The following is a 25,850-nucleotide window of genomic DNA, read 5'->3' as shown; positions in this document are numbered from 1 at the left end:
TTATCAAACTTAATCAATAATTTTATAGTATTAAAATTGTAATCTATGATTCCCGCACCAAAGACATTTTCATTCGGAGAAGACCAACTCTCTGCCAGCATAGCACTATCCATTGCCAACGGTAAAACCAAGGGCAGCATTTCAGACGATACGAGAAAAAAAGTAGTTCGGAGTCGCACTATTGTAGAAAACATCGTCGATAAAGGTCATGCTGTTTATGGGATCAATACCGGTTTTGGTCCTCTTTGTACCACCAAAATATCCAAGACAGAGACAAAAATATTACAGACCAATATCCTTAAGAGCCACAGTGTTGGTGTAGGAACTCCTATTGCTTCTGAAATTGCAAAATTAATGATGATCCTAAAGGTCCAATCGCTGGCCAAGGGATATTCAGGAATTGCGGAAACAACCTTGGATCGGATTATTTGGCATATAGATAACGATGCTATTCCCCTAGTTCCATCCCAAGGATCTGTTGGCGCCTCTGGTGACCTTGCTCCCCTTTCCCATTTATTTCTACCCCTTATTGGTCTGGGTAAAGTCATCTATAAGAATGAAGAAATAACCACGGCACAACTTTTTAAGAAAACAGGTCTTAAAGCCTTGGAATTGGGACCTAAAGAAGGCTTGGCCTTGATCAACGGCACACAGTTTATCGCCGCCCATGCCGTAAAAGTGGTGGAAAAATTGCACAGCTGTCTTTCCCAAGCTGATATCATTGGTACCATGATGATAGAGGGACTACAGGGTTCCATAAAACCTTTTTATAGCGAATTACATGCCCTGCGACCGTTTAAAGGCAATATTCATGTAGCCACAAGGATCAAATCCTTTTTGGAAGGTTCAGAGATTATGGAAGACCATATTGACTGTGATAGGGTCCAAGATCCTTACTCATTGCGTTGTATGCCACAAGTTCACGGTGCTTCAAGAAATGCGTGGCTCCATTTAAAGGAGCTTTTGGAAATTGAACTCAATTCAGTGACCGACAATCCCATCATCATTGATGAAGAATTGACCATCAGTGGGGGCAGCTTTCATGGTCAGCCTTTGGCAATGGCCTTGGATTATGCGTGTTTGGCCGCTTCAGAAATTGGGAACATTTCGGATAGAAGGATTTATCTGGCCTTGGAAGGCAATAGCCCTGGAGTTCCCAAATTATTGATGAAGGACACAGGGATCAACTCTGGTTATATGATCCTACAATACACCACGGCCGCCTTGGCAAGTGAAAACAAAGGCTTGTGCTTCCCATCCAGTGCGGATAGTATCCCTACTTCATTGGGACAGGAAGACCACGTGAGTATGGGATCCATCGGTGGTAGAAAAGCATTACAGGTCTTAGAAAATGTTGAAAAGATATTGGCCATAGAACTTTTAACGGCTGCCCAGGCTTTTGAATTTCGTAAACCCATGAAATCGGGTGTCTTATTGGACGAAATCCATAAGAAAATAAGGACTAAAGTTGCATTTGCCGATAAGGACCGGGTATTTGCCAACGATATAGAGGCCGGAATTGCCATGATCAAAGACAAAACCATCATAAAGGTAATAGACAGCGTAAGTAAACGGGAGAAATTGAATCTTTCTACCCAATATTCCAATGAATTTGAAAACTATTAATATGCACAAGTATCAACTCATAGGGCCTTTTGCCCAGATCCTGCCAATGACCCATTTACACCTCAAAGGAGCTATATCCGATGAAGCGTTGTTGATCATAGAAGATGGTGGGATTCTTATAGAGAACGACAAAATACATGCCCTTGGAAAATTTACGGAAATGCTCCCAACGGCAAAAGATTTAGGTGCAAAAATCACCACCTTGGACGGTAAGGATGTTTGCCTCCCAGGTTTTGTAGATGCCCACACCCATATTTGCTTTGGAGGCACAAGGGCCAATGATTACGCCATGCGCAATGCAGGGAAATCCTATTTGGAAATAGCCAAAAGCGGTGGAGGAATTTGGGATACGGTAACCCAGACCAGAAAAGCTTCCCAAACACAACTGATCAATTTGATCATTCAAAGGGCCAATAGACATCTGGAAAATGGGATCACAACTATAGAAGTCAAAAGTGGGTACGGCCTTTCTGTAAAGGAAGAACTCAAAATGTTATATGCTATAAAGGAAGCGAATCAAAAATTGCCTGCAGATCTTATTGCCACCTGTTTGGCGGCACACATGGTCCCTAAGGATTATTCTGGAACATCGAGTGACTATTTGAAAGAAATCAGCACCGAACTTTTTCCCAAATTAAAGGAGGAAGAACTCTGCAACAGAATAGATGCCTTTATTGAGGAAAGTGCCTATACCAAAGATGATATAGCCCCCTACTTTACGAAAGCAAAAGCGATGGGTTTTGATATTACGGTTCATGCCGACCAGTTTTCTACTTCTGGAAGCGCAGTGGCCATAGCCTTTGATGCGGTTAGCGCTGACCATTTGGAAGCGAGTACTTCCAAAGAGATAGAAGCTCTGGCGAAAAGCAATGTAATTGCTACGGCCCTCCCTGGAGCATCTTTAGGTTTGGGATGTGCCTTTACCCCTGCCCGTGAACTTTTGGATGCAGGAGGGGCACTAGCGATTGCCAGTGATTGGAATCCCGGCTCTGCCCCTATGGGAGATTTATTGACACAAGCGGCAATTCTGGGAACTTTCCAAAAACTCTCCAATGCAGAGGTATTGGCGGGTATCACTTTTAGGGCGGCTTTGGCCTTGAACTTAAAAGACAGGGGAAAAATGGAAGTGGGCTATTTGGCCGATCTTGTTACTTTTCCCATCCACGATTACAAAGAAATCTTATACCAGCAAGGATCCCTAAAACCAAACAGAGTTTGGAAAAAAGGAAACTTGATCATGGACAAAAAGCACGATTAAAATGGATTTTAAAGCACAGATACTTCAGGGTATTCCCTCCGAAATGCCAGCAGCCAAAAAAATACCTTCCACCTTGAACAGGGCTCCAAAAAGAAAGGAAATCCTATCATTGGAAGAAAAAAAATTGGCGATACGAAATGCCCTTCGGTATTTCCCGGCGGCATGGCACAAAGTTCTTTCGGTTGAATTTGCACAGGAACTGCAAGACTACGGGCGGATTTACATGCACAGGTTTAAACCTGACTATGAACTCAGGGCAAGAGCCATTCATGATTACCCGGCCAAAACATCCCAGGCAGCGGCTATCATGCTGATGATACAAAACAATCTGGATCCGGCTGTGGCACAACATCCAGAGGAACTGATTACCTATGGGGGCAATGGGGCAGTTTTTCAGAATTGGGCACAGTATTTATTGACAATGAAATATTTGGCCACCATGACGGAAGAGCAGACCCTTCATATTTATTCCGGGCATCCCATGGGGTTGTTTCCTTCTTCCAAGGAGGCACCGCGCGTAGTGGTAACCAATGGCATGATGATCCCAAACTATTCCAAACCCGATGATTGGGAAAAATATAATGCCTTGGGAGTTACCCAATACGGTCAAATGACGGCAGGCTCTTATATGTACATTGGTCCGCAGGGGATTGTGCACGGTACGGCTATTACGGTAATGAACGCTTTTAGAAAAGTGCTGAAAAAAGAAGAAGACTCCACCGGAAAAATATTTTTGACCGCTGGGTTGGGAGGTATGAGCGGAGCGCAACCAAAAGCCGGTAATATAGCAGGATGTATTACGGTTTGTGCGGAAATAAATCCGGCCGCAGCTACGAAAAGATACGAACAGGGCTGGGTAGATGAACTTTTGGAAGATCTGGACCAATTGACCAAAAGGGTACAAAAAGCCATGCAACAAAAGGAGGTAGTATCCATTGCCTTTATTGGAAACATTGTGGATGTTTGGGAAAAATTCTATGAAGAGGAAGTATTTATCCATTTAGGGTCCGACCAAACTTCCCTTCACAATCCATGGTCTGGGGGATATTACCCAGTTGGGTTGACTTTTGAAGAATCCAACAAACTCATGAGCAATAAACCAGAAGTATTTAAAGAAAAGGTACAGGAATCCTTGAGAAGACAGGTCACTGCAATTAATAAGCACACGGCAAAAGGAACTTACTTTTTTGACTACGGCAACGCCTTTCTTCTAGAAGCTTCCCGAGCAGGTGCAGATGTAATGGCAAAAAATGAGATCGACTTTAGATATCCTTCCTATGTACAGGATATTTTGGGGCCCATGTGTTTTGATTATGGCTTTGGACCCTTTAGATGGGTGTGTACTTCAGGGGATGCAGCAGATTTAAGAAAGACCGATGCTATCGCCCTACGAGTAATGGAGGGTATTAAAGTCAATGCCCCATCAGAAATTCAACAACAGATGGCCGATAATATTAAATGGATTCGTGAAGCCGAGTCCAACAAACTGGTCGTAGGTTCCCAGGCGAGAATTTTATATGCAGATGCAGAGGGCCGCGCCAAGATCGCAGAAGCGTTCAATCAAGCCATTAAAACAGAAGAAATTACTGCTCCCATTGTCCTGGGCAGGGACCACCATGATGTTAGCGGTACCGATTCACCCTTTAGGGAGACTAGTAATATTTATGACGGCAGTAAGTTTACGGCCGATATGGCCATCCATAATGTGATAGGGGACAGTTTTAGGGGAGCCACCTGGGTATCCATCCATAATGGTGGCGGCGTTGGCTGGGGAGAAGTTATCAATGGTGGCTTCGGGATGGTGCTGGATGGTTCTGAAGAAGCGTCAAGGAAACTAAAAAATATGTTGTTCTATGATGTGAACAACGGTATTTCCCGAAGAAGCTGGGCCAGAAACAAGGAAGCGCTGTTTGCAATACAACGTGAGATGGACAGGACACCCAATTTAAAAGTCACCCTTCCCAATCTAGTGGAGGACAATTTATTGGAAGGATTATTCGATAATAATTAATCTATTCCAATCCAATATAGAAACGGAATCACCCTGACAATGAGTGTCAAATCAAGGAGGTGGTTCCGTTTTTTGATCTATCCAATATCCCCCTGCATGGGCAATTCTCTCAAATAAAAAATAAGATGACGTATCTTTAGGCTTCAAATACTTTTAAATAGTAGAATCTCCTCCCTTTTAATTCGGTAAGTGGCGCATGAATACCAAAAAGCAAAGTCTAAACCTCGAAAACATCTACGATTTCATCAATAATGAGGAAGACGCTAGAATTTGTAAGGATATAGAAGAATCTGCCTGTAGAACAACTCCGAAAAACTATTTTCTGATAATGATCAGCAACACCCTGACCTCCCTGGGAGATACGCTGAGCAACCCAAAAACTGTTCTCGCTTGGCTGATGAGCTATGTGAACGCCCCCGTTTACCTCATTAGTTTTATTGTACCTATTCGTGAATCCGGTTCTATGTTACCCCAAATTATCATTGGGAGTTTTGTTCGAAAAAAAGAAATTAGAAAATGGATTTGGGTTATGGGCTCTGTCCTTCAATTTCTATCCATTTCGGCCATTGGATTGATAGCCATGCATTTCGAAGGTACAGAGGCAGGTTGGTATATGGTCCTTTGCCTTGTGGCGTTTAGCCTCTCCCGTGGACTTTGTTCCGTAGCCTCAAAGGATGTGCTTGGCAAGACCATTCCAAAAACGAGACGGGGAAAACTTAAGGGTTATACCGCTTCAGTATCGGGGGTTTTGGTGCTTTTGGCGGGATTGTTCATGATCTATAAATCCAAAGAAGAACAGGATGTCCTTTTTTACAGTTATATCATCTTTTTCGCAGGGAGCCTATGGTTGTTGGCAGCCATCGTTTATGCCAATATCAAGGAGTTTCCCGGAGAAACCTCGGGCGGAAAGAATGGCCTAATGGAGGCTCTCTCCAAAATGAACCTGGTTAAAACGGACAAGCCTTTCAGAAAGTTCATTATTTCCAGATCGCTCTTACTATGTACTGCCCTAACAGCACCCTATTATGTGTTATTGGCACAAACCTATTTGGGAAAGGAAAGCTACCTTTTGGGGCTCTTTATCATTGCCAACGGCCTAGCTTCCATCATTAGTGCTCCTATTTGGGGAGCTATGGCCGATAAATCCAGTAAGAATGTAATGGTTAGGAGTGGTTTAATTGCCGCCCTATTGGGTATCGCCTTTTTTGTTATTATAACCTGGATGGACGGTTTAAGGGAAAATTACTGGCTGTACCCCTTTGCGTTTTTTTTGCTGGGAATAGCTCATAGTGGAGTCCGGTTAGGCAGAAAAACCTATATTGTGGATATGGCCGGGGGCAATAAAAGGACGGACTATGTTGCCGTTAGCAACACCCTAATTGGGATCATACTTTTGATTACAGGAGGAATAAGTGCTCTAGCGTCTATATTTTCGGTAGAAGGGATAATACTAGTACTTTCCCTTTTAGGAATTGCAGGAGCGTATACCAGTTCTAGATTACCTGAAGTACAATAGCAATGTACTAGCTAAGTATAAATTAAAGTTGAACATCAAAACCAAACACTAAAAAATGGAAGCCTATTCCAAACCAAAACCTGAATACTGGACCGGACGTGAGTCGGACCAAAACCTATATCTTCATCAAAAGGTAAAATTCATTGACATGCAATCTTTGGCTCAAGAGCAGATCAAAAAGTCGGACATTGTCTTTTTGGGATACGCATGCGATGAAGGGGTAAAAAGGAACAAGGGAAGGGAAGGTGCGCGAATGGGTCCGGACGCCATCAGAATGCAATTGGGAAAACAACCCGAACATTTATCGGAAACCCTATCTGTTTTTGATGCCGGTACAATTGATTGCAATGATGGGGATTTGAAAAAATCACAGCGTCAATTAACACAAACCGTCAAAACATTATTGGGTATGAATGCATTTCCCATTCTATTAGGGGGTGGCCATGATATAGCCTATGCCCATTATAATGGTGTTAAGGAACATTTGGAATCCCAAGGAGGCAACAAGACTATTGGAATAATAAATTTTGATGCCCATTTTGATCTGCGCTCGGATGAAGATGGCGCTAATTCTGGCACACCTTTTTATCAGATTGCCGAGGAGTGTGAAGTGGAAGGAACAGCTTTCCGTTACATGTGCTTGGGCATTAGAAAAGATGCCAATAGTAAAGTTCTCTTTGAAACTGCCGAAAACCGCGATGTCACCTTTGTGGAAAACGAGCATTTTAGCATGCACTATTTGTCCCATGACCTTAAGATCATCCAGCATTTTATTAAAGAAGTAGACGTAATTTATACGACCATAGATCTAGATGGATTTTCCTCCGCCTATGCGCCAGGGGTAAGCGCACCATCCCCTATGGGATTTGCTCCGGATATTGTTTTGGAAGTTTTGAAAATAATTATTGACTCCAATAAATTAATAAGCTTGGATGTAGCTGAGCTAAATCCAAGCTTTGATATAGATCACCAAACAGCCAAATTGGCTGCGGGATTAATTCATTTTATAGTGCATAGACTGGATTACTCCAACCAAGACTGATAATAGGTTCCATCGTCAATGTCCAATGCCGTTTGCGTAAGTTGCAAGGGCTTAAAGGTATCTATCATTACTGCCAATTCCTCGGTTTTTGTATGGCCAATACTTCGTTCATAGGCTCCAGGGTGCGGCCCATGGGGAATGCCTGCTGGGTGAAGGGAGATATATCCTTTGTCAATATTATTTCTGCTCATAAAATCCCCATCCACATAATACAGGACCTCATCAGAATCTATATTACTGTGATTGTAGGGTGCCGGAATGGATTCCGGATGGTAATCATACATCCTTGGACAGAAAGAGCAGACCACAAAAGCACTTGTCTCAAAAGTCTGATGTACTGGTGGCGGTTGGTGGACCCTCCCGGTTATAGGTTCAAAATCATGAATGGAAAAAGCATATGGAAAATTGTACCCATCCCAACCAACAACATCAAAAGGATGGGAGGCATACGTTAAGTGGTGCAATTGCCCTTGTTTTTTAACCTTTATCATAAAATCGCCCCATTCGTCATGTGCCTTTAAATCTTTAGGCAATTTAAAATCTCGTTCACAAAAAGGGGAATGTTCCAAATGTTGGCCAAACCAGTTTCTATATCGCTTTGGAGTATATATGGGATGGTAGGATTCCGCAATTAACAACCGGTTATCCTCAGTATCAAATGTAATCTGGTAGATCATCCCCCTTGGGATAATGATATAATCGCCATATTCAAAAGGGATCTCTCCCAACATGGTCTTTAAAATCCCGGTGCCCTTATGGATAAAAAGCATCTCATCGGCATCGGTATTCTTATAAAAATAATCCGTCATGGACTTTTTTGGAGCGGCAAGACCCACATGCACATCGTTGTTGAAGAGCACAACTTTTCTACTCTCTAGAAAGTCATCTTCTGGTCGAACCTGAAATCCTTTTAACAATCTGGATTTTATATTGTGTTCCACGGCCGCTTTGGGTCTCATATCAATACTCTTGCCCACTTCCTTGACCATGGTTGGTCGATGTAAATGGTACATAAGGGATGACATTCCATCAAATCCTATGGTTCCGAATAATTGTTCATAATGCAAGGTTCCATCTTCCTTCTTAAAAATGGTGTGCCTTTTATGAGGTATTTTCCCTAATTTATGATAAAGTGGCATGTGATTTATTCTTTATTATATCCTCAGTAAAAATACGATAAAATAAAGATTTTGTAAAATATTAATCCCCAAATGAGCGATAATTAAAGGAACTGTAAACACGGGAAATGGGTACTATCCCTAAAACAAAAAAAGCCTCCCATATAGGAAAGCCTTTCATTGGTTGGACCGAACAACAATTCGGTTACCACAACCTTGGTCTCAAATGAGACACAACACAACTAGGCAAAGATAGCAAAGGAATTTAATATGACTGCATCCCCTCCCCTCAATTTTTCATTCCCATTTTGAAAAGAGCATTACTTTTTATTGGAATATGGCCTTACAATTAATCGTGCTGCCTTGTCATAATTGATATAATTATACGCCCAGTTAAAAAAGACGATCACCTTGTTTCTAAAGCCCACCAAGGCCATAAGATGTACAAACATCCAAATGAACCAGGCTAAGAATCCTCCAAACCGTAATTTATGAAGATCCACTACTGCCCTATTGCGCCCCACTGTGGCCATGCTTCCCTTATCAAAGTAGGAAAAAGGTTCCATGGCTTCCCCAGCAATGAGCCTTTCTAAATTTTTAGCCAAGTGCTGCCCTTGTTGAATGGCTGGCTGAGCTACTTGCGGATGGCCTTTAGGATATTTATCTGAATTCATGGAAGCAATATCTCCAATAGCAAAAATATGGTCATAGCCTTCTATTTGATTAAAGGCATTCACCTTATACCTATTTACCCTATCTACCAGGGCTTCCTTGGAAAATCCTTCCAATAAGGCACCTGTTACTCCAGCCGTCCAAATAAAATTTTTGGTTTTCATCACCTCTCCATTTTCCAAAGTCATTTTTTCCCCATCATAATCCTTCACTAAGGTCTTTAAGTGAATATTCACTCCCAATTCCTCTAAAAATTGGGTTGCTTTCTCCGATGCTTTTTCACTCATAGGAGGTAATATTCTATCGGCGCCTTCAAACAAATGGATCTCCATGTTATCAACGTTCAGATGTTTGTAATCCTTAGGGAATACATTTTTTTTGAGTTCAGCAAAGGCACCTGACAGTTCTACTCCAGTTGGTCCCCCGCCTACAATGCAAAAATTCATCAACATTTTTCGTTCCTCCTCAGTCACTGCATCATCGGCCATTTCAAAATTCTGCAGCATAAGACTGCGTATGTTTAACGCTTGAGGCACACTTTTCATGGGCATGGCGTGTTCTTGGATACTGGTATTCCCAAAAAAATTGGTTTTGGTACCTGTGGCAATAATCAAGTAATCAAAAGTAAGGCTACCTATATCGGTGACCACCTCTTTGGCCTCCACATTGATTTTTTGTACGGTTGCCAATCGAAAATAAAAATTATTGAGACGGTATAAAATCTTACGGATAGGATAGGCTATAGAATCTGGCTCGAGACCACTTGTGGACACTTGGTACAATAACGGTTGAAAAGTATGGTAGTTGTGTTTATCGATGACTACAACCTGTACATCTAAATTTTTTAGTTTTTTGGCCAAGGAGATTCCTCCAAAACCAGCTCCTATGATTACAATTCTCCTTTTACCTATATCCGGAAGGTTCATAATGTGTATTTCTAGATAAATTTACTGAATCTTAAGCAGATAGGGAGTTATAACTAGGCTATTTATGTATGTGTATCAATCCGATGAACAGCACATAAAATAGGTAAGAAAACGGCATTAAGTAACTTAGCGGGATTTGTGACGACTGGTCGTAAACTTAAACAAAAAAGAATATATTCTCAATATATTTGTAGGGATGATACTACAAACCTACAGTATGCAAAAATTTATCCAAATCCCAGTCTTGTGTTGTTCCCTAATTATTACAACCCTTATTTCTTGTTCCAGTGAAAGCTTGGAAGTTATTGAAGAACTACAATTAGAAGAGTTTGATACCGAAACAATTACGATTGTCAATCCAGAAAAAGAAGAGGTCTCAAATGAAGTTTGGACCGAGACTTCCAACTGGTTGGGAAAAATGCAACTTTCCAATGGCTTATTGGAAAGTACTGAAAATGGGGATTTTGTTTCCTTATATGATAATGCACTGTCTGCCCTAGCCTTTACGGCTTTGAAAAAATATGATAAGGCAGAGGCCATCTTTGATTATTTTGATGGACAAATAGAGAATGAACTTTTGAATGGAAATGGTGGATTCTACGCCACTAGAAACAAACAGGGAGATCATGATGAAAGGATCTGGATGGGAGATAATGCATGGTTGCTTATTGCACTGAACAATTACCATGAAGCTACAGGTTCAAATAAATACAATCGTTTGTCCAATGAACTGGAATTATGGTTACGATCCCTACAAGATGAGGATGGTGGTCTGTTTGGAGGACAAAATGAGGATGGATCATCTATTCATAAAGTAACTGAAGGCATAGTAACCGCTTTTAATGCTGTAAAAGGGTATGATGATTTTCATAAAAACATACTTGTTTATCTAAAAAACGAACGTTGGGATACCAATGAGCAGTTATTGGTAGCCTGGCCAGAGAATCCTGCCTATAAATATGCTTTGGACCTACATACCTTGGGTTTTAATATCCTTGAAAATTTTCCTGTTACAGTCTTATACCAAGCCGAACGATATAAAAACACCCAAACCTCTACTTTGACAGGGGAGGAAATCATTGGATATTGTTTTGATGAGGACCAAGATGTGATTTGGCTGGAAGGAACAGCACAAATGGCAGTGGCATTTCAAAATGCAGGATTGGAAAGTGAGGCCAATGTACTTTTAGAGCAATTGGAGAAGACCTTCATAAAAAGTACAACCTTGGTAAATGCCAAAGGAATTCCTTATACTTCCAATTTTGGGACTACATATGGATCAGAGGATCTTTGGGACCATACGGATATTACTTCAACCATATCTTCAAGCGTATGGTACCTTTTTGCCAAATTAAAATTTAGTCCATTGGCATTAGGCAAAAATAAAAGCATCCCATCGCAGGATAAGTTCTGGAACCAATAATTCCAAATAGAATTATCACTTTGTTAACACCTCAAATAGTTGATATGTAGTAACTTAATCATAAAAAATGAAAGTTTCTACAATGGGTTCGGTAGCCATAACCACAATTGCCCTACTACTTGTAACTATTATGGCAGCTTTAGATTACCCCTTTAATTGGGTATTCTACATGACCGTTTTGGGCCAAGCCCTTCTGATATACATGGTGTATAGGGTATTGGTAGACGACTATAAAACCGATAAGACATTTGAGGACTTCTATGAGGACCATCCCATAGGAAAGGAACCTAACCAGTAAAGTGGATTTCCGAATGTTTTTTGGATCCCGATGAGGCGCCCATTCCCAATTCGGGTATGACAAGTAGAGGTACGTGTGAATGAAAAACCAAACGATTTACAATGGGTTCCTTTGTTAGATTTTCTATAAGACTGTGCTGGTAATTGAGCATCGCCAACAAGTGTATATCCAAATCGTCCGTAAAAGCCTCCAATGTCTTAGAAACAGAGTTTAATTCTGAAACAGTATGTATACTATGCTCCACTCCCTTTAAATATTTACAAAGCATATCTAAATTGAATTGTTGAATTTCCGTCAGTTCCTTTATTTTATATTGTACATGAACTATCCGAATGGATGCTTTAAAAGCTCTTGCCATTTCTATAAGGGGTTGCAACTCAGAAATTGTATAAAACCGGTTAAAATCTGTAGCAAACGCAATTTCAGAAAGTGCTGAAAATTGAAAATCCTTTGGAATAGCAAGTACCGGACAATTTTTAACGCTTTTAATGACACGGACCGTATTACTTCCCATAAATACCTCTTCCAAACCAGTAGCTCCCTTTGCCCCTGTAACTATTAAATCTATCTTTTCCTGATTGACAATAGCCTTGATCTTATCAACCAACAAATTAAAGGAGGAAATGGTCTTATAACTGTGGTTTGGATACTTGCAAGTTTCGTTTATCTTCTTTACCACTTTCTTTAATTCATTCTCTGAATTTGTTTTGATGACATCTTCCAAGTCATGTCCTTCCAGAGCCTCGGCCATAAAACTACCCGAAGCTTTTGCAGGCGTATATGTATTTAATAAATAGAATATACAATCCAAATCCTTGTACAATTCAATGGCGTATTTAGTCGCATTCCAAGCGTCTTCAGAAAAATCGGTAGCTATTAATATTTTCTTCAAAGTACTATAAATAAAGTTCTTTAACTCCCATTATTTCACGGGTAGGTCAAAATTAAAGGAAGACCTAAATGGAAACTATGACTTTAATCAGCTTTTGAAAAGCTACCTAATCTAACGAAAACTGACAGATGTCATATTTTAAAGGTATATGGGACTTCATTTTTGTGCTGGGTAAAATGAGCAAAAATATGGGTAAAGACACATGTTACCATTGTGGGGACAAATGCGTTCAAGATTACATTGTTTATGATCAAAAAAACTTCTGTTGCCAAGGTTGCCGCACGGTTTACGAGATATTTTCGAGTAATGACCTCACCTATTACTATGACCTGCAAGCAGCTGCAGGAGCCTCTCCAAAAATCGCCGAGTGCAAATACGACTTTCTTTCGTCCGAGGCAATCTCAGAGAAATTAGTAGAGTTCCAAGATGAAGAAATACAGATCATTTCGCTCTATATTCCCCATATCCATTGCAGTTCCTGTATTTGGATCCTGGAAAACCTCAATAAACTCCATAAATCCATTTTTAGCTCACAAGTAGATTTTCCAAAAAAAAGAATCAGAATAAGCTATAATTGGCAGACTATCAGTCTAAAAGAGGTGGTTCTTTTACTGACCCGAATTGGATATGAGCCCAATATCTCCCTGGATGATTACGACCAAAAAATAAATAAAAAAGAGTATATCCTGATCTACCAATTGGGGGTGGCGGGTTTCGCCTTTGGCAATATAATGTTCCTATCCTTTCCTGAGTATTTTGAAGTTGGAGAGTTTTGGATAGAACAGTATAAGCCCCTTTTCCGCTGGCTGATGTTCTTTTTTTCCCTTCCGGTTGTATTTTATGCAGCCCGAGATTATTTTATATCGGCCTACAAAGGTATCCGTTCCAATTTATTAAATCTAGATGTCCCCATAGCTTTGGGAATATCGGTCCTTTTTATTAGAAGTTCTCTGGAAATTATTTTCGATTGGGGGTCTGGATTCTTTGATAGTTTGGCAGGATTGGTTTTCTTTTTGTTGTTGGGCAAGTTTTTCCAACAGCAAACCTATTCTTTTCTTTCCTTTGAGAGGGACTATAAGTCTTATTTTCCCATTGCCATCACTAGAATTTTAAAGGATGGCACGGAAGATACCGTACCACTTCACTATATCAAAAAAGGTGATCGTCTTCTGATCAGAAACGAAGAATTGATTCCTGTGGACGGACTTTTACTTCTCGGAAATGCAAGGATCGATTATAGTTTTGTCAGTGGGGAATCTGCCCCTGTTTACAAACAACCAGGCGATAAAATTTATGCTGGGGGGAAACAGCTTTCGGGAGCGTTTGAAATGGAAGCTTTAAAATCTGTCCCACAAAGTTATCTGACCCGATTATGGGGCAATGCTATTTTTCAAAAAGATCGCACCAATAGCTTTCGGACCCTAACAGATCGTATTGGAAAACGGTTTACCGTAGGAGTACTTACAATAGCATTCACTGCGGCCCTATTTTGGTTATTTATAGACAGTGGTAAGTTGATCAATGTATTTACTGCAGTACTTATAATTGCATGTCCGTGTGCCATTGCCTTGGCGGCTCCCTTTACCTTGGGCAACATGCTCCGTATTTTTGGGCACAAAAAATTCTATCTCAAGGACAGTCAGACCATTGAACGGCTAGCGCAGGTGGATATGGCCATATTTGACAAAACAGGAACTATCACCACTGCAAAAAAAGGAACGGTTAGCTACCAAGGAATGGACCTTACAGTAGCAGAAGAATCCCTCCTTAAAAATACACTTCGTGCCTCCAACCATCCATTGAGTCGGGCACTTTACGACTTATTGGCCGAACATGATATTGTCACGCTCGATGAATATCAAGAACATATAGGCCATGGTATCAGAGGTGCTAAGGAAGACGGACAAATAAAAATTGGATCTGCAACCTTTGTTGGCAATAAGAGCGTGGTGTCAAACCAAAATACAGCTGTACATATCAGTGCCAATGATGAGTACAAAGGCTGCTTTGTATTTCATAATGAATATAGGGAAGGGATCTCCAACGTATTTAACGACATGCAAAGAAATATGGAATTGGCCATACTATCAGGTGATAATGCCGGTGAAAAATCCAATTTGGAGGCATTGGTACCCTTGGGCACTCCGCTACACTTCAATCAAAAACCAGAAGATAAATTAGACTTTATAGCCGCCCAGCAACAAAAACATAAAAGGGTATTAATGGTGGGTGACGGACTCAATGATGCTGGCGCCTTGGCCCAAAGCGATGTGGGCATTGCCATCTCAGAAAATATAAATGTGTTTTCGCCGGCCTGTGATGCAATTTTAGACGCTACAAAATTGCAACAATTGCCTTCCTATATTTTAGCATCAAAGCAAGCCATGAAGGTTATCCAGTTGAGTTTCGTGTTGTCATTGCTTTATAATGTAATAGGATTGTTTTTTGCTGTTACCGGACAATTAGAACCAGTAATAGCCGCCATCTTAATGCCGTTGAGCTCCATAAGCATCGTGGCCTTTACAACTGCGGCCACTTATGTCATAGGCAGAAAATTAGAGTGAAGAATTTTGAATGAATCTATATAAAGGACAAAAACCAAAACCTGATAAATGTCATTTTTTGCCCTTTGTGGCAGACTTAGTTTTACGCCAAAATTAGAATAGGTATGAGTGTTATATATGTGTTATTGACTATTAGTATTGTGGTTGCGGTAGTATTTTTTACCGCTTTTATTTTTTCCGTCAAAAATGGTCAATATGACGACACCTATACCCCTTCCGTGCGCATGCTCTTCGACGATGAATTGGTCAAACCCGCACCAGAACCAGAATCCAAAAAATTGAATCAACCAAAAGAGAATAATCAATAAAATTATGGAAGTACAACAGTTTTATTACGATAACAAAATCGTTAAGAATTTCATTTATGCCACCTTGTTCTGGGGAATTGTAGGAATGTCCGTTGGTCTCTTGTTGGCCTTTATGTTTATTTTTCCCAATGTTACCGATGGTATTTCTTGGCTTAGTTTTGGTCGTTTAAGACCTTTACATACCAATGCGGTCATCTTTGCCTTTGTTGGAAACGCCATATTTGCCGGAGTGTATTATTCTACCCAGAGGTTATTAAAGGCGAGAATGTACAGTGATGCCTTGAGCAAATTTAATTTTTGGGGTTGGCAGGCCATTATTGTTGCTGCTGCTATCACCTTGCCTTTAGGCTATTCCACTTCCAAGGAATACGCAGAATTGGAATGGCCCATAGATATTGCCATTGCCTTGGTATGGGTTGCCTTTGGAGCTAACCTTATCGGGACGATGATAAAAAGGAGACAACGTCATCTGTATGTGGCCATTTGGTTTTATCTCGCCACTTTTGTTACTGTTGCCGTGCTTCATATCTTCAATAGCTTGGAACTTCCAGTTAGTGCCTTAAAAAGTTATTCGGTTTACGCTGGAGTCCAAGATGCCTTGGTACAATGGTGGTATGGACACAATGCTGTAGCCTTTTTCCTGACCACCCCATTTTTAGGGCTTATGTATTATTTTGTGCCAAAGGCCGCGAACAGGCCGGTGTACTCCTATAGGTTGTCCATTGTCCATTTTTGGTCCTTGATCTTTATCTATATATGGGCGGGGCCCCACCATTTGTTATACTCAACATTGCCTGAATGGGCGCAGAATTTAGGAGTTGCCTTTTCCATTATGTTGATCGCACCTTCCTGGGGTGGAATGATCAATGGGTTATTGACCCTAAGGGGAGCATGGGATAAAGTGAGAACAGATGCAACCTTGAAGTTTATGGTAGTTGCCATTACCGGATATGGGATGGCCACCTTTGAAGGACCTATGTTATCCCTAAAAAATGTAAATGCCATTGCCCATTTCAGTGATTGGATCATTGCCCATGTCCACGTAGGAGCATTGGCCTGGAATGGTTTCTTAGCTTTTGGTATGATCTACTGGTTGGTTCCCAGAATGTTTAAGACCAGTTTATATTCCAAGGGTCTGGCAAATTTTCATTTCTGGATAGGAACCTTGGGGATAATACTTTATGCCCTTCCCATGTATGTGGCAGGGTTTACCCAAGCCTTAATGTGGAAAGAATTTAATCCGGATGGTACGTTGGCCTATGGAAATTTCCTAGAAACAGTTACTGAAATTATGCCCATGTATTGGATGAGGGCAATAGGGGGCAGTCTATATATCATAGGAGCCATTGTAATGGTCTACAACATGGTTGCCACCATAAGACAAGGTACCGAAGTAGCCGATGAATTGGCAGAAGCTCCGGCACTGACAAAAATATTGAAAAGGAGAATTGCGGGAGAGACATTCCATACCTGGTTGGAGCGCAAACCAGTACAATTGACCCTCCTTGCCACAGTAGCCATTTTAATTGGTGGGGTAATACAAATTGTTCCGACCATCTTGGTAAAATCCAACATTCCTACCATCACCAGTGTAAAACCTTATACGCCTTTAGAATTGGAGGGTAGGGATCTATATATACGTGAGGGATGTGTCGGTTGCCACTCACAAATGGTCCGCCCATTTAGAAGTGAAGTGGAACGCTATGGGGAATATGCCAAAGCTGGGGAATTTGTGTACGACCACCCCTTTCTTTGGGGCAGTAAAAGAACAGGCCCAGATTTACTTCGGGTGGGAGGTAAATACTCGGACAATTGGCACCTAAACCATATGTACGATCCTCAAAGCACCTCTTCGGGTTCAATTATGCCTGCCTATCAGTGGTTGGTTAGGGATAAGCTGGATAGGAGTGACATTACCGGTAAATTGAAGGCCATGGTTGCCCTAGGCGTCCCCTATACCGAAGCGGATATTGCCAATGCCAATGAGAACATGGACGCCCAAGCATTAAAAATTGAGCAGAACCTATACTCCGACCCCGATTTTGCTTCCAATTACGAAGCGGATAAGGCATCGGCCAAGGAGAACGGAGAGAATTTTGTAAACATGAGAGATCGAGAGATCGTAGCCCTAATTGCTTACTTACAGCGTTTGGGTACCGATATTAAGATCAAAGAAACCAATGAAGTTATTTCACAAAACGAATAGACCATGCTAAAATTTGTAAAAAACTATATGGAGACCATAGATGGCGTTGCCACCTATCCTATGATATCGCTTCTCATCTTTTTTGTCTTTTTTGCCATTCTTTTTTGGTGGGTTTTTACGGCCTCAAAAGAGCATATCACAGAGGTAAGTAGAATACCTTTAGAAGAAGAAGACACCAACCAAAACAACCAAACACTATGAAAAATATGTCGCCCTGGTGGATCCGCATCCCCCTGTTTTTCTTTATCATCTTCGGATTGATGGAGTATGTTATAGATTCTGGAGATCAGCTAGCCATTATTGCCTATCCCATTACACAACTATTTTTGTTGTTGGTATTAATGATTTTGATAGCCATGGAACTTATTTTACAATCTATAGAGAATGTAATGTTCCACACTCTTCCCGAAAAAGCAAAAGAGCGCTATCTGGCCACCCAATCCCAAACATGGGAATGGACATGGGCGAAAAAATGGTACCAAAAGCTTACGGGAAACAAACCCATTGAAGAGGAGGGGGAGATTATCTTGGACCATAATTATGATGGTATCAGGGAACTGGATAACGATATGCCACCTTGGTGGGTATATATGTTTTATGCGACCATCGTGTTTGGAGTAATTTACCTTGCCCGTTACCATGTTTTCGATGGCGTAGGGCAAAATATGGAATATGAAATTGAAGTGGCAGAGGCCCAATTGGCCATAGACGAGTATAAAAAAAATGCAAAAGACCTTGTGGATATCAATACAGTTGTGTTTCTAGCCGAGGCATCAGATCTTAAAGCTGGGGAAGCCATTTTCGAAAGCAATTGTGTGGCCTGCCATATGGCAGATGGTGGAGGCGGAATTGGCCCTAACCTAACTGACCCTTATTGGATATTGGGAGGCGGTATTAAAAATATCTTTCAAACCATTTCTGAAGGAGGAAGGGACGGTAAAGGGATGATTGCATGGAAACAGACCTTAAAACCACTGGAGATGGCACAGGTTTCCAGTTATGTCCTGACCATGGAAGGAAAAGTACCTGCCAATCCAAAAGAAGCCCAAGGTGAACTATGGATTGATGAAACCAAGCCAAATCAGAATGTCATTCCTGACGGAATAAAGGAACAAGAAAAAGATACGGTGACCGTCGCAATGAACTGAAAATCTTTCAGGCATAAATCATATCCAAAGGGAAATAAAAACGCATGGACGATAATTTCAGGGATTCAATAGGTACCATTAATGAAGAAGGAAAGCGCTCTTGGATTTTTCCCAAAAAACCTAGTGGCAGGTACTATACCTATCGCAAATGGGTCAGTTATGTTCTTTTATTGTTCCTGCTGTCGTCACCCTTTATAAAAATTAATGGGAACCAGTTCTTGATGTTCAATGTTCTGGAGCGCAGGTTCAATATTTTTGGATTCCCTTTTTGGCCCCAAGATTTTCATTTGTTCGTCATTTCCATGATCACCGGTGTTATTTTTGTCGCCCTTTTTACCGTTGCCTTCGGCCGTATTTTCTGTGGCTGGATATGCCCCCAAACCATTTTTATGGAGATGGTATTTCGTAGGATCGAGTTTTTAATTGACGGGGATAGGGGAGCGCAGATAAAGTTGGACAAACAATCGTGGAATGCAGAGAAAATTAGAAAAAGGGTTTTAAAATGGACCGTGTTCCTACTAATTTCCTTTCTAATCGCCAATGTATTTTTGGCTTACCTGATAGGGAGCGATAAATTATTTCAATACATCATTGATGGGCCGTTACAACATGTAAGTACACTTATTTCCCTAATCATTTTTACAATGGTTTTCTATTTTGTATTTGCTTGGTTCAGAGAACAAGTATGTATTATAGCCTGCCCCTATGGACGTATGCAAGGCGTTTTATTGGACAACAAATCTATCATTGTTGCCTATGACCATAAAAGGGGGGAAAGTGATAACGGAAGAAAGAAATTCAGAAAAAATGAAGATAGGGAAGCTTTGGGCCATGGAGACTGTATTGATTGTTTCCAATGTGTAAATGTATGTCCTACTGGGATTGATATCCGTAATGGCACCCAATTGGAATGTGTCAATTGCACAGCCTGTATAGATGAGTGCGATCATATCATGGAAAAGGTAAATCTTCCCAAAGGACTTATTCGTTATGCAAGCGAGGACAATATAGAACGAAAAGAAAAATTTAAGTTCACACCAAGACTTAAAGGGTATTCGGCCATATTGGTCATATTGACCGGTGTCCTCATCGGCATGCTTTTTTTAAGAAACGACTTAGAGGCCAGTATTCTTAGACTACCAGGACAACTTTATGAGCATAAAGAAGGAAATATCATCAGCAATGTGTATACCTATAAATTACTAAATAAAACCACAATGGACATAGCCGATGTACATTTTGAACTTATGTCGCACAAAGGCAATATCAAGTTGGTAAGAAATCAGAACTTTAGTGTTCTAGCACAGCAATCATCGGAAGGCACTCTATTTATTGAAATAAATAATTCCGTGTTGAACGGGGACAAGGACAAATTAAAAATAGGGATATACAGCGGTAAAAATCTAATAGAATCAACTACCGCAAGATTCTTGGCACCTAGAAGTTATAAATAAGGTGATTCAAATTAAAATACTATAATCATGAAAATAAATTGGGGAACAGCAGTAGTCTTAGCTTTCATTGCCTTTATAAGCTTTATCCTATTTTTTGTGGTCAGGATGACGATGGACAGTAACTCCAATCACGACTTGGTGACCGAAGGATATTATAAAGAAGAACTGGGCTTTCAAAAAAAAATGGATGCCGAACACAATGCCAATAATTTAAGCACAAAGATTAGCATTGAAAAGACCAATTTAGGTTGGGAAGTACGCTTTCCGGAAGCCATGGAACCACAAAAATTAAAGGGAACAGTGTCCTTATACAGACCATCTAATAAGCACTTGGATTTTGATTTACCTATCAAAATATCCAATTCAAATTTGCTCATACCCGACAAACGCTTGTTGGATGGTCGTTGGGACATTACGATTTCCTTGGAATATGAAAACAAAAATTATTTACACAAGGAAAGCCTGACCTATATTAAAAATTGATGAATAAAACTGCAAATAACCTTTTCAAATAAATGCTGATATCTGCTTTCATATTGGGACTCGTGGGCAGCTTGCACTGTTTAGGAATGTGTGGGCCTATTGCCTTTCTGTTGCCTGTGGATAGAAGCAATTCCTACAAGAAATTCTCCCAAATCCTCATTTATCATTTGGGAAGACTCTTGGCCTATGGCACCATGGGATTGGTATTTGGTTTTTTGGGCAAGGGACTTTATGTTTTTGGCATGCAGCAAAAACTATCAATTTTTATTGGCATCGTTATGATACTTGTTGTACTGCTTCCTTATAGAACCTTTCAGAAGTACAATTTCTCCAAACCCTGGTTCAGGGTGATTTCAAAAATAAAAAGTCGGTTGGGAAAGGAGCTCCAGAAAAAATCCGCGGACACGTTCCTGGCCATTGGCTTATTAAACGGGTTCCTTCCTTGCGGTTTGGTCTACATGGCACTTTTTGCGGCCATTGCCATGGGCGATCCTTGGAACGGTTCGCTCTATATGGTTCTTTTTGGATTGGGTACTATTCCGTTGATGACCTCAGCAATTTATTTAACTGGCATCTTAAAAGGGAACGCACGTAATAGAATACAAAAACTGATCCCGGTCGTTGTAATTGTGATTGGTCTACTTTTTATTGTTCGTGGCTTGGGCCTGGGCATACCCTACATTTCTCCAGAGCCGGTTATAGAATTGGTTTCCAGCAACATTGATTGTATGGATTAATTCTTAAAAAAGGCCCACCCTGATCTAGGTCAGGATTAATATCTTTAAAACTTCAGAACTTTGGCACTACACAAGATTCTAATTTTTTTCAATTTAAATCAAAGTCATAGTTATGAAAAAAAAATCAACTCAAGTATCCATAATAGGGAGAAACGATAACAACTACATGCTGAAATTTCCACATTTACATGTAAAGGTTTCTGTTAATGAAGAACTGTATAAAAAAATGCTTAGCAGTAGTTTATATGAGTTTAAACCTATTGATAATAAAAAACTGGCCGAATCATAGCACGGTTGACCTTTAAGTTGGGATCATTTAAGCTATCAACCAAATTTTATACCATGACTGGTATGACCAAAATCTAGTTTAGATTTGGCATATTGGGTATAACTACCCCTAATATGCTTTTAAAATCCTTCTTTTTATCGGCTTCTAGAGTTTAAAGGTCACAACTGGAATTTTGGAGTGGTTGGCAACATCCTCCCCTATACTTCCCATAAAGAAATGGGTTAGGCCTTTGCGTCCATGGGTAGGAATTCCCAGAATATCGGCATTGATATTTTTACTGTAGTTCAATATTCCTTTTTCCACGGTGTAGTCATTATAAATTTCAACCTCCTTACCAACTTTTGCCTTTGCCAAGAACTGCGATACCCGTGCATAGATATCTGCCGTACTCAAAAAGTCATCTCCCGGAGTATTCACATACACCAAATGTAGCTCAGCAGAAAATTTGTTAGCAAAATCCTTGGCCTTTTCCAAGGCTGGCAGATTATCTTCTTTAAAATCACAAGCAAATACAAAATGATCTAGCTTAAAATCACTTATATCGTCTTTAATGACCAGTACAGGAACATTTGAGTTTCTTACCACCTTCTCGGCATTGGAACCAATAAATATTTCTTTTAATCCATCTGCGCCATGGGAACCCATAACTACCAAATCGGCCTGGTGCTTTTCAGCAACTTCATTTAATTCACTAAATACCTTAAAGCGCTTAATTATTGGGGTTACCTTAATATCTTGAAGATAGGGTTTGTCTAAAAATTCGGAAAATCTCTTTTCTGAAAGTTTAATTAAAAATAGCATCTGATCTTGCTGCATTCCTTCGGTTGTGGATAAAATTGCCGTGGAAAGTTCCAACATATGAACCGCGAAAATTTCAGATCCATACTTTTTAGCGATGGATGCCGCTACTTTCAGGGCATATTCCGATTGTTCAGAAAAATCAACAGGTACGATAATTTTTTTCATAATTTCAGATTTTGAGATTTACAAATGTCATTAAATAGTCATTGAAAACAAACGGGTATCGGGAGCCTTCCTGTGCAACAATACATCAAAGGCCATACTTATATTTCTAATAAAAGGTCGGCCTTTTTCTGTTACTCTTAGTACATTACTACCTATTTCCACCAGCCCGTCTGATTCCATTTCTTCCAATCGCTCCAACACCTCTAGAAGTTCCGGAAAATATTCCTCCTTACCATCCCAAGAGGTTTCAAAGCGACACATTAAATTTAAAATGTGTTTTCTTATTATTTGTTCTTCTTCAGTTAATATATGACCTCTGTACACTGGAATAATATTATTGTCAATGAGATGATAATACTCTTCCAAGCCCTTTACATTTTGTGCAAATCCATACCAGCTATCACTGATACTTGAAACGCCCAGCCCCACCATCAAATGAGTCTTGGATGCGGTGTACCCCATGAAATTTCGGTGTAATTCTGAAGATTCCATGGACTTAAAGAGCGCATCGGTTGGCAACGCAAAATGATCCATTCCAATTTCTTTATACCCTACTTTAGAAAGCATAAGCTTCCCCTTTTCATATTGTTCGCGTTTATCATCAGCTGAAGGCAAATCTGCATCATTATAACCACGTTGTCCATTTCCTTTCAACCAGGGAACATGTGCATAGCTATAAAATGCCAAACGATCGGGCATCAATTCCTTGGTCTTTAATATGGTCTGTTCTACATGTTCCAGGGTCTGAAAAGGCAATCCAAAAATGATGTCATGCCCTACAGAGGTATATCCAATTTCTCTGGCATATTCCGTGACCCGCTTAACATTTTCAAAAGGCTGAACCCTATTAATGGCCTTCTGCACCGTTTCATTATAATCCTGAACACCAAAGCTCACCCTTCTAAACCCAAGATCGTACAACGTCTCTAGATGATCTTTAGTGGTATTGTTGGGATGGCCTTCAAAACTGAACTCATAACCTTCGGCCTTTGATGCAGTCTTAAATATTCCATCGATCAATACCTTGAGGTTTTCAGGCGAAAAAAAAGTGGGCGTTCCACCTCCCAAATGCAATTCTTTGATCCCAGGTCTGGAAGAAAACAAATTACAGTACAACCACCATTCCTTAAGCACTGCCTGTATATACGGCCCTTCTTTATCATGACACTTGGTTATTCGCTTATGACATCCACAAAAGGTGCACATCTGTTCGCAAAAGGGCAAATGAATGTATAGGCTTATCCCCTCCTCAACATTGCTTTCTTCAAAGCTTTGAATCAAGGTTTGTTGCCATATTTTCCCTGAAAAAGAGTCCATATTCCAGTAGGGAACGGTTGGATAACTGGTATATCTGGGCCCTGCAATATTATACTTCTGAACTAATGTTGACATATTTGGCACTTAATTAGTTTCAAAAGTAAAATCACCAAGGGAAAGAATATATGACATCTATCATATTTAAGGCAGATGTTCACCCATACCTCTAAAAGGTATCCTTTATCCAGTTATAGGGTGGCCGTTTGATCCATAACCCTCTTGTGAAATCGGGGAAATTCTGTGGTGCCCCATTATTTTCAATGGACACTTCCGATAAGGGGGTTATGGCACTCCACGCAGCGGCATCATAGGCGTCCAGAGGCGGGGCAATATTTAATTTTGCCGATTCGACAAAGGAATTCAGCACAAAGAAATCCATTCCCCCATGTCCAGATCCCTCCGCATATTCTCCATATTTCTTCCAAAGGGGATGATCGTACTTTTTGAGCCAATCATCTGCAACATCCCATCTATGGGGTTCCGATTTGCCTTCTATGTAAATTCTATTTCCATCAACCTCCCAGAGGCCGTTAGCCCCTTGTACCCTAAACCCCAGGGAGTAAGGTCTTGGCAGGTTACAATCGTGGGTCACAATAATGGTTTCCCCATTAGCGGTCTCTATCGTAGAGGTAATGACATCACCCTGTTTAAATTTTACTTTGGCATTGGGATGGTCTGCTCCAGCTTGTTTAACGATATGGTTGTGCAGGCCTATTCCCTTGCTTGCGCTTGAAGTCATGGAAACAAATCTATTCCCCCTGTTGATATCGGCCATGACCGCAATGGGGCCTACTCCGTGGGTGGGATATACATCGGCATTTCGCTTTACCGAATGTTCAGTTCGCCAACGGGCTTCGGAATATCCCTTTTCACCAAACTCAACTCCCCCTCCGTACGGTTGCTTCCCGTTATTAAATTTCACTTCCCTCAAATCGTGTTGATACCCACATCTAAAATGTACCAGTTCCCCAAATACATTTTGCCGGACCATATTAAGAATGGCCATTACATCCCTTCTATAATTAACATTTTCCAAAATCATCATATGCGTACCAGTGCGCTCGTGGGTATTTACCAAGTCCCAACATTCCTCCAGAGTGTTGGCTGCAGAAACCTCAACCCCTGCATATTTACCGGCTTCCATGGCGTCAACCGTCATTCTTGTATGCCACAACCATGGCGTTGCTATAATAACCGCATCCACTTCTTTTAGGTCCAAGAGGTTCCGATAATCATAATCGTTGCTCCCGAAGGTTTTTGGGATCTTTTTGCCCGCCTTGATCATCTTGTTCTTGGCTTCTTCAATTCTATTGGCATCAATGTCGCAGATAGCTGTAACATTAACATCCTTGCGCAGAAGGAGATTACTTAGATGATTATTTCCCCTCTCCCCTACGCCAATAAGTCCAACATTTAACTTTTGGGATTCAAAATTTCCAAAAAGATTGGGAGAAATAGCTGGTGTCACCAGAATTCCCGCTCCCAGTACACTTGTTTTTTTAATAAACTTTCTTCTTGTGGTCATCAATTAAAATAAGTTGGTTATTGGTGGTTTAAATTAAACATTTTGAAATAATATATGAAGCCTCTGCTTTT

21 protein-coding genes are annotated in these 25,850 nt (G+C 40.5%); 15 read left to right on the top strand and 6 right to left on the bottom strand.

Annotation, left to right across the window (positions count from 1 at the left end; all coding sequences use genetic code 11):
• Positions 1-45: 45 nt before the first annotated feature.
• From hutH to hutG, 5 genes are all read left to right on the top strand, one after another.
• A complete protein-coding gene (hutH, locus tag ABXZ32_RS09495; protein WP_354618438.1) occupies positions 46-1,626 on the top strand; it encodes a histidine ammonia-lyase in 1,581 nt (526 codons plus the stop codon).
• A 1-nt stretch (position 1,627) separates the two neighbouring features.
• Positions 1,628-2,884 (top strand): imidazolonepropionase, encoded by a 1,257-nt coding sequence (hutI, locus tag ABXZ32_RS09490; RefSeq protein ID WP_354618437.1) that lies wholly within the window; start codon positions 1,628-1,630, stop codon positions 2,882-2,884.
• Between the two features lies 1 nt (position 2,885).
• Positions 2,886-4,895, top strand: a complete 2,010-nt coding sequence (locus ABXZ32_RS09485) for a urocanate hydratase (protein WP_354618436.1) — start codon at positions 2,886-2,888, stop codon at positions 4,893-4,895.
• Positions 4,896-5,091: 196 nt separating this feature from the next.
• The gene (locus ABXZ32_RS09480) at positions 5,092-6,411 is read left to right on the top strand and encodes an MFS transporter (RefSeq protein WP_354618435.1); all 1,320 of its coding nucleotides are present in this window, start codon (positions 5,092-5,094) and stop codon (positions 6,409-6,411) included.
• A gap of 55 nt (positions 6,412-6,466) precedes the next feature.
• The gene (gene hutG, locus ABXZ32_RS09475) at positions 6,467-7,453 is read left to right on the top strand and encodes a formimidoylglutamase (RefSeq protein ID WP_354618434.1); all 987 of its coding nucleotides are present in this window, start codon (positions 6,467-6,469) and stop codon (positions 7,451-7,453) included.
• Here the strand turns inward: hutG and ABXZ32_RS09470 are convergent.
• Both ABXZ32_RS09470 and ABXZ32_RS09465 read right to left on the bottom strand, forming a co-directional pair.
• Positions 7,435-8,592: a homogentisate 1,2-dioxygenase gene (locus tag ABXZ32_RS09470; RefSeq protein WP_354618433.1), complete on the bottom strand. Its 1,158-nt coding sequence runs from the start codon at positions 8,590-8,592 to the stop codon at positions 7,435-7,437. The genes hutG and ABXZ32_RS09470 overlap by 19 nt on opposite strands.
• A gap of 299 nt (positions 8,593-8,891) precedes the next feature.
• Positions 8,892-10,169 (bottom strand): NAD(P)/FAD-dependent oxidoreductase, encoded by a 1,278-nt coding sequence (locus ABXZ32_RS09465; protein WP_354618432.1) that lies wholly within the window; start codon positions 10,167-10,169, stop codon positions 8,892-8,894.
• A 217-nt stretch (positions 10,170-10,386) separates the two neighbouring features.
• On the opposite strand from ABXZ32_RS09465, the gene ABXZ32_RS09460 reads away from it, so the two are divergent.
• The gene (locus tag ABXZ32_RS09460) at positions 10,387-11,592 is read left to right on the top strand and encodes a hypothetical protein (protein ID WP_354618431.1); all 1,206 of its coding nucleotides are present in this window, start codon (positions 10,387-10,389) and stop codon (positions 11,590-11,592) included.
• Between the two features lie 67 nt (positions 11,593-11,659).
• The gene (locus ABXZ32_RS09455) at positions 11,660-11,890 is read left to right on the top strand and encodes a hypothetical protein (RefSeq protein ID WP_354618430.1); all 231 of its coding nucleotides are present in this window, start codon (positions 11,660-11,662) and stop codon (positions 11,888-11,890) included.
• On the opposite strand, the gene ABXZ32_RS09450 is transcribed toward ABXZ32_RS09455, so the two are convergent.
• Positions 11,880-12,782 (bottom strand): universal stress protein, encoded by a 903-nt coding sequence (locus ABXZ32_RS09450; protein WP_354618429.1) that lies wholly within the window; start codon positions 12,780-12,782, stop codon positions 11,880-11,882. The two genes, ABXZ32_RS09455 and ABXZ32_RS09450, sit on opposite strands and share 11 nt — an antisense overlap.
• Positions 12,783-12,970: 188 nt before the next feature.
• On the opposite strand from ABXZ32_RS09450, the gene ABXZ32_RS09445 reads away from it, so the two are divergent.
• From ABXZ32_RS09445 to ABXZ32_RS09410, 8 genes are all read left to right on the top strand, one after another.
• The gene (locus ABXZ32_RS09445) at positions 12,971-15,346 is read left to right on the top strand and encodes a heavy metal translocating P-type ATPase (RefSeq protein WP_354618428.1); all 2,376 of its coding nucleotides are present in this window, start codon (positions 12,971-12,973) and stop codon (positions 15,344-15,346) included.
• Positions 15,347-15,450: 104 nt separating this feature from the next.
• Entirely contained in the window at positions 15,451-15,654 is a 204-nt protein-coding gene (ccoS, locus tag ABXZ32_RS09440) for a cbb3-type cytochrome oxidase assembly protein CcoS (RefSeq protein ID WP_354618427.1), read from the top strand.
• A gap of 4 nt (positions 15,655-15,658) precedes the next feature.
• The gene (gene ccoN, locus ABXZ32_RS09435) at positions 15,659-17,860 is read left to right on the top strand and encodes a cytochrome-c oxidase, cbb3-type subunit I (protein WP_354618426.1); all 2,202 of its coding nucleotides are present in this window, start codon (positions 15,659-15,661) and stop codon (positions 17,858-17,860) included.
• Positions 17,861-17,863: 3 nt separating this feature from the next.
• Positions 17,864-18,061, top strand: coding sequence for a CcoQ/FixQ family Cbb3-type cytochrome c oxidase assembly chaperone (locus tag ABXZ32_RS09430; protein ID WP_354618425.1), 198 nt, complete (start codon positions 17,864-17,866; stop codon positions 18,059-18,061).
• Positions 18,058-19,008, top strand: a complete 951-nt coding sequence (locus tag ABXZ32_RS09425; protein WP_354618424.1) for a cbb3-type cytochrome c oxidase N-terminal domain-containing protein — start codon at positions 18,058-18,060, stop codon at positions 19,006-19,008. The genes ABXZ32_RS09430 and ABXZ32_RS09425 overlap by 4 nt, the downstream gene beginning before the upstream one ends.
• 44 nt (positions 19,009-19,052) lie before the next feature.
• Positions 19,053-20,462 carry a cytochrome c oxidase accessory protein CcoG gene (ccoG, locus tag ABXZ32_RS09420; protein ID WP_354618423.1) on the top strand — a complete coding sequence of 470 codons (1,410 nt, stop codon included), beginning with the start codon at positions 19,053-19,055 and terminating at the stop codon, positions 20,460-20,462.
• Between the two features lie 27 nt (positions 20,463-20,489).
• Entirely contained in the window at positions 20,490-20,945 is a 456-nt protein-coding gene (locus tag ABXZ32_RS09415) for a FixH family protein (protein ID WP_354618422.1), read from the top strand.
• Positions 20,946-20,977: 32 nt separating this feature from the next.
• The gene (locus ABXZ32_RS09410; RefSeq protein WP_354618421.1) at positions 20,978-21,682 is read left to right on the top strand and encodes a sulfite exporter TauE/SafE family protein; all 705 of its coding nucleotides are present in this window, start codon (positions 20,978-20,980) and stop codon (positions 21,680-21,682) included.
• A 433-nt stretch (positions 21,683-22,115) separates the two neighbouring features.
• Here ABXZ32_RS09410 and ABXZ32_RS09405 read toward each other — a convergent pair whose 3' ends face one another.
• The 3 genes from ABXZ32_RS09405 to ABXZ32_RS09395 form a co-directional block, all read right to left on the bottom strand.
• Positions 22,116-22,937, bottom strand: coding sequence for a universal stress protein (locus tag ABXZ32_RS09405; protein WP_354618420.1), 822 nt, complete (start codon positions 22,935-22,937; stop codon positions 22,116-22,118).
• 30 nt (positions 22,938-22,967) lie between these two features.
• Entirely contained in the window at positions 22,968-24,329 is a 1,362-nt protein-coding gene (hemN, locus tag ABXZ32_RS09400) for an oxygen-independent coproporphyrinogen III oxidase (RefSeq protein WP_354618419.1), read from the bottom strand.
• A gap of 91 nt (positions 24,330-24,420) precedes the next feature.
• Positions 24,421-25,779: a Gfo/Idh/MocA family protein gene (locus tag ABXZ32_RS09395; protein ID WP_354618418.1), complete on the bottom strand. Its 1,359-nt coding sequence runs from the start codon at positions 25,777-25,779 to the stop codon at positions 24,421-24,423.
• Positions 25,780-25,850: the final 71 nt, after the last annotated feature.

The organism is Sediminicola luteus (genome assembly GCF_040566555.1).
Taxonomy (GTDB): domain Bacteria; phylum Bacteroidota; class Bacteroidia; order Flavobacteriales; family Flavobacteriaceae; genus Sediminicola.
This window is presented reverse-complemented; position numbering and strand designations above follow the sequence as displayed.

Coding starts and splice junctions, on each gene's coding strand:
- ABXZ32_RS09485 (WP_354618436.1), top strand. CDS start 2,886: ATGGATTTTAAAGCACAGATACTTCAGGGTATTCCCTCCGAAATGCCA.
- ccoN (WP_354618426.1), top strand. CDS start 15,659: ATGGAAGTACAACAGTTTTATTACGATAACAAAATCGTTAAGAATTTC.
- ABXZ32_RS09445 (WP_354618428.1), top strand. CDS start 12,971: ATGGGTAAAGACACATGTTACCATTGTGGGGACAAATGCGTTCAAGAT.
- ccoG (WP_354618423.1), top strand. CDS start 19,053: ATGGACGATAATTTCAGGGATTCAATAGGTACCATTAATGAAGAAGGA.
- ABXZ32_RS09465 (WP_354618432.1), bottom strand. CDS start 10,169: ATGAACCTTCCGGATATAGGTAAAAGGAGAATTGTAATCATAGGAGCT.
- hutG (WP_354618434.1), top strand. CDS start 6,467: ATGGAAGCCTATTCCAAACCAAAACCTGAATACTGGACCGGACGTGAG.
- ABXZ32_RS09395 (WP_354618418.1), bottom strand. CDS start 25,779: ATGACCACAAGAAGAAAGTTTATTAAAAAAACAAGTGTACTGGGAGCG.
- ABXZ32_RS09470 (WP_354618433.1), bottom strand. CDS start 8,592: ATGCCACTTTATCATAAATTAGGGAAAATACCTCATAAAAGGCACACC.
- hutI (WP_354618437.1), top strand. CDS start 1,628: ATGCACAAGTATCAACTCATAGGGCCTTTTGCCCAGATCCTGCCAATG.
- hutH (WP_354618438.1), top strand. CDS start 46: ATGATTCCCGCACCAAAGACATTTTCATTCGGAGAAGACCAACTCTCT.
- ABXZ32_RS09460 (WP_354618431.1), top strand. CDS start 10,387: ATGCAAAAATTTATCCAAATCCCAGTCTTGTGTTGTTCCCTAATTATT.
- ABXZ32_RS09410 (WP_354618421.1), top strand. CDS start 20,978: ATGCTGATATCTGCTTTCATATTGGGACTCGTGGGCAGCTTGCACTGT.
- ABXZ32_RS09415 (WP_354618422.1), top strand. CDS start 20,490: ATGAAAATAAATTGGGGAACAGCAGTAGTCTTAGCTTTCATTGCCTTT.
- hemN (WP_354618419.1), bottom strand. CDS start 24,329: ATGTCAACATTAGTTCAGAAGTATAATATTGCAGGGCCCAGATATACC.
- ABXZ32_RS09430 (WP_354618425.1), top strand. CDS start 17,864: ATGCTAAAATTTGTAAAAAACTATATGGAGACCATAGATGGCGTTGCC.
- ABXZ32_RS09455 (WP_354618430.1), top strand. CDS start 11,660: ATGAAAGTTTCTACAATGGGTTCGGTAGCCATAACCACAATTGCCCTA.
- ABXZ32_RS09405 (WP_354618420.1), bottom strand. CDS start 22,937: ATGAAAAAAATTATCGTACCTGTTGATTTTTCTGAACAATCGGAATAT.
- ABXZ32_RS09425 (WP_354618424.1), top strand. CDS start 18,058: ATGAAAAATATGTCGCCCTGGTGGATCCGCATCCCCCTGTTTTTCTTT.
- ccoS (WP_354618427.1), top strand. CDS start 15,451: ATGAGTGTTATATATGTGTTATTGACTATTAGTATTGTGGTTGCGGTA.
- ABXZ32_RS09480 (WP_354618435.1), top strand. CDS start 5,092: ATGAATACCAAAAAGCAAAGTCTAAACCTCGAAAACATCTACGATTTC.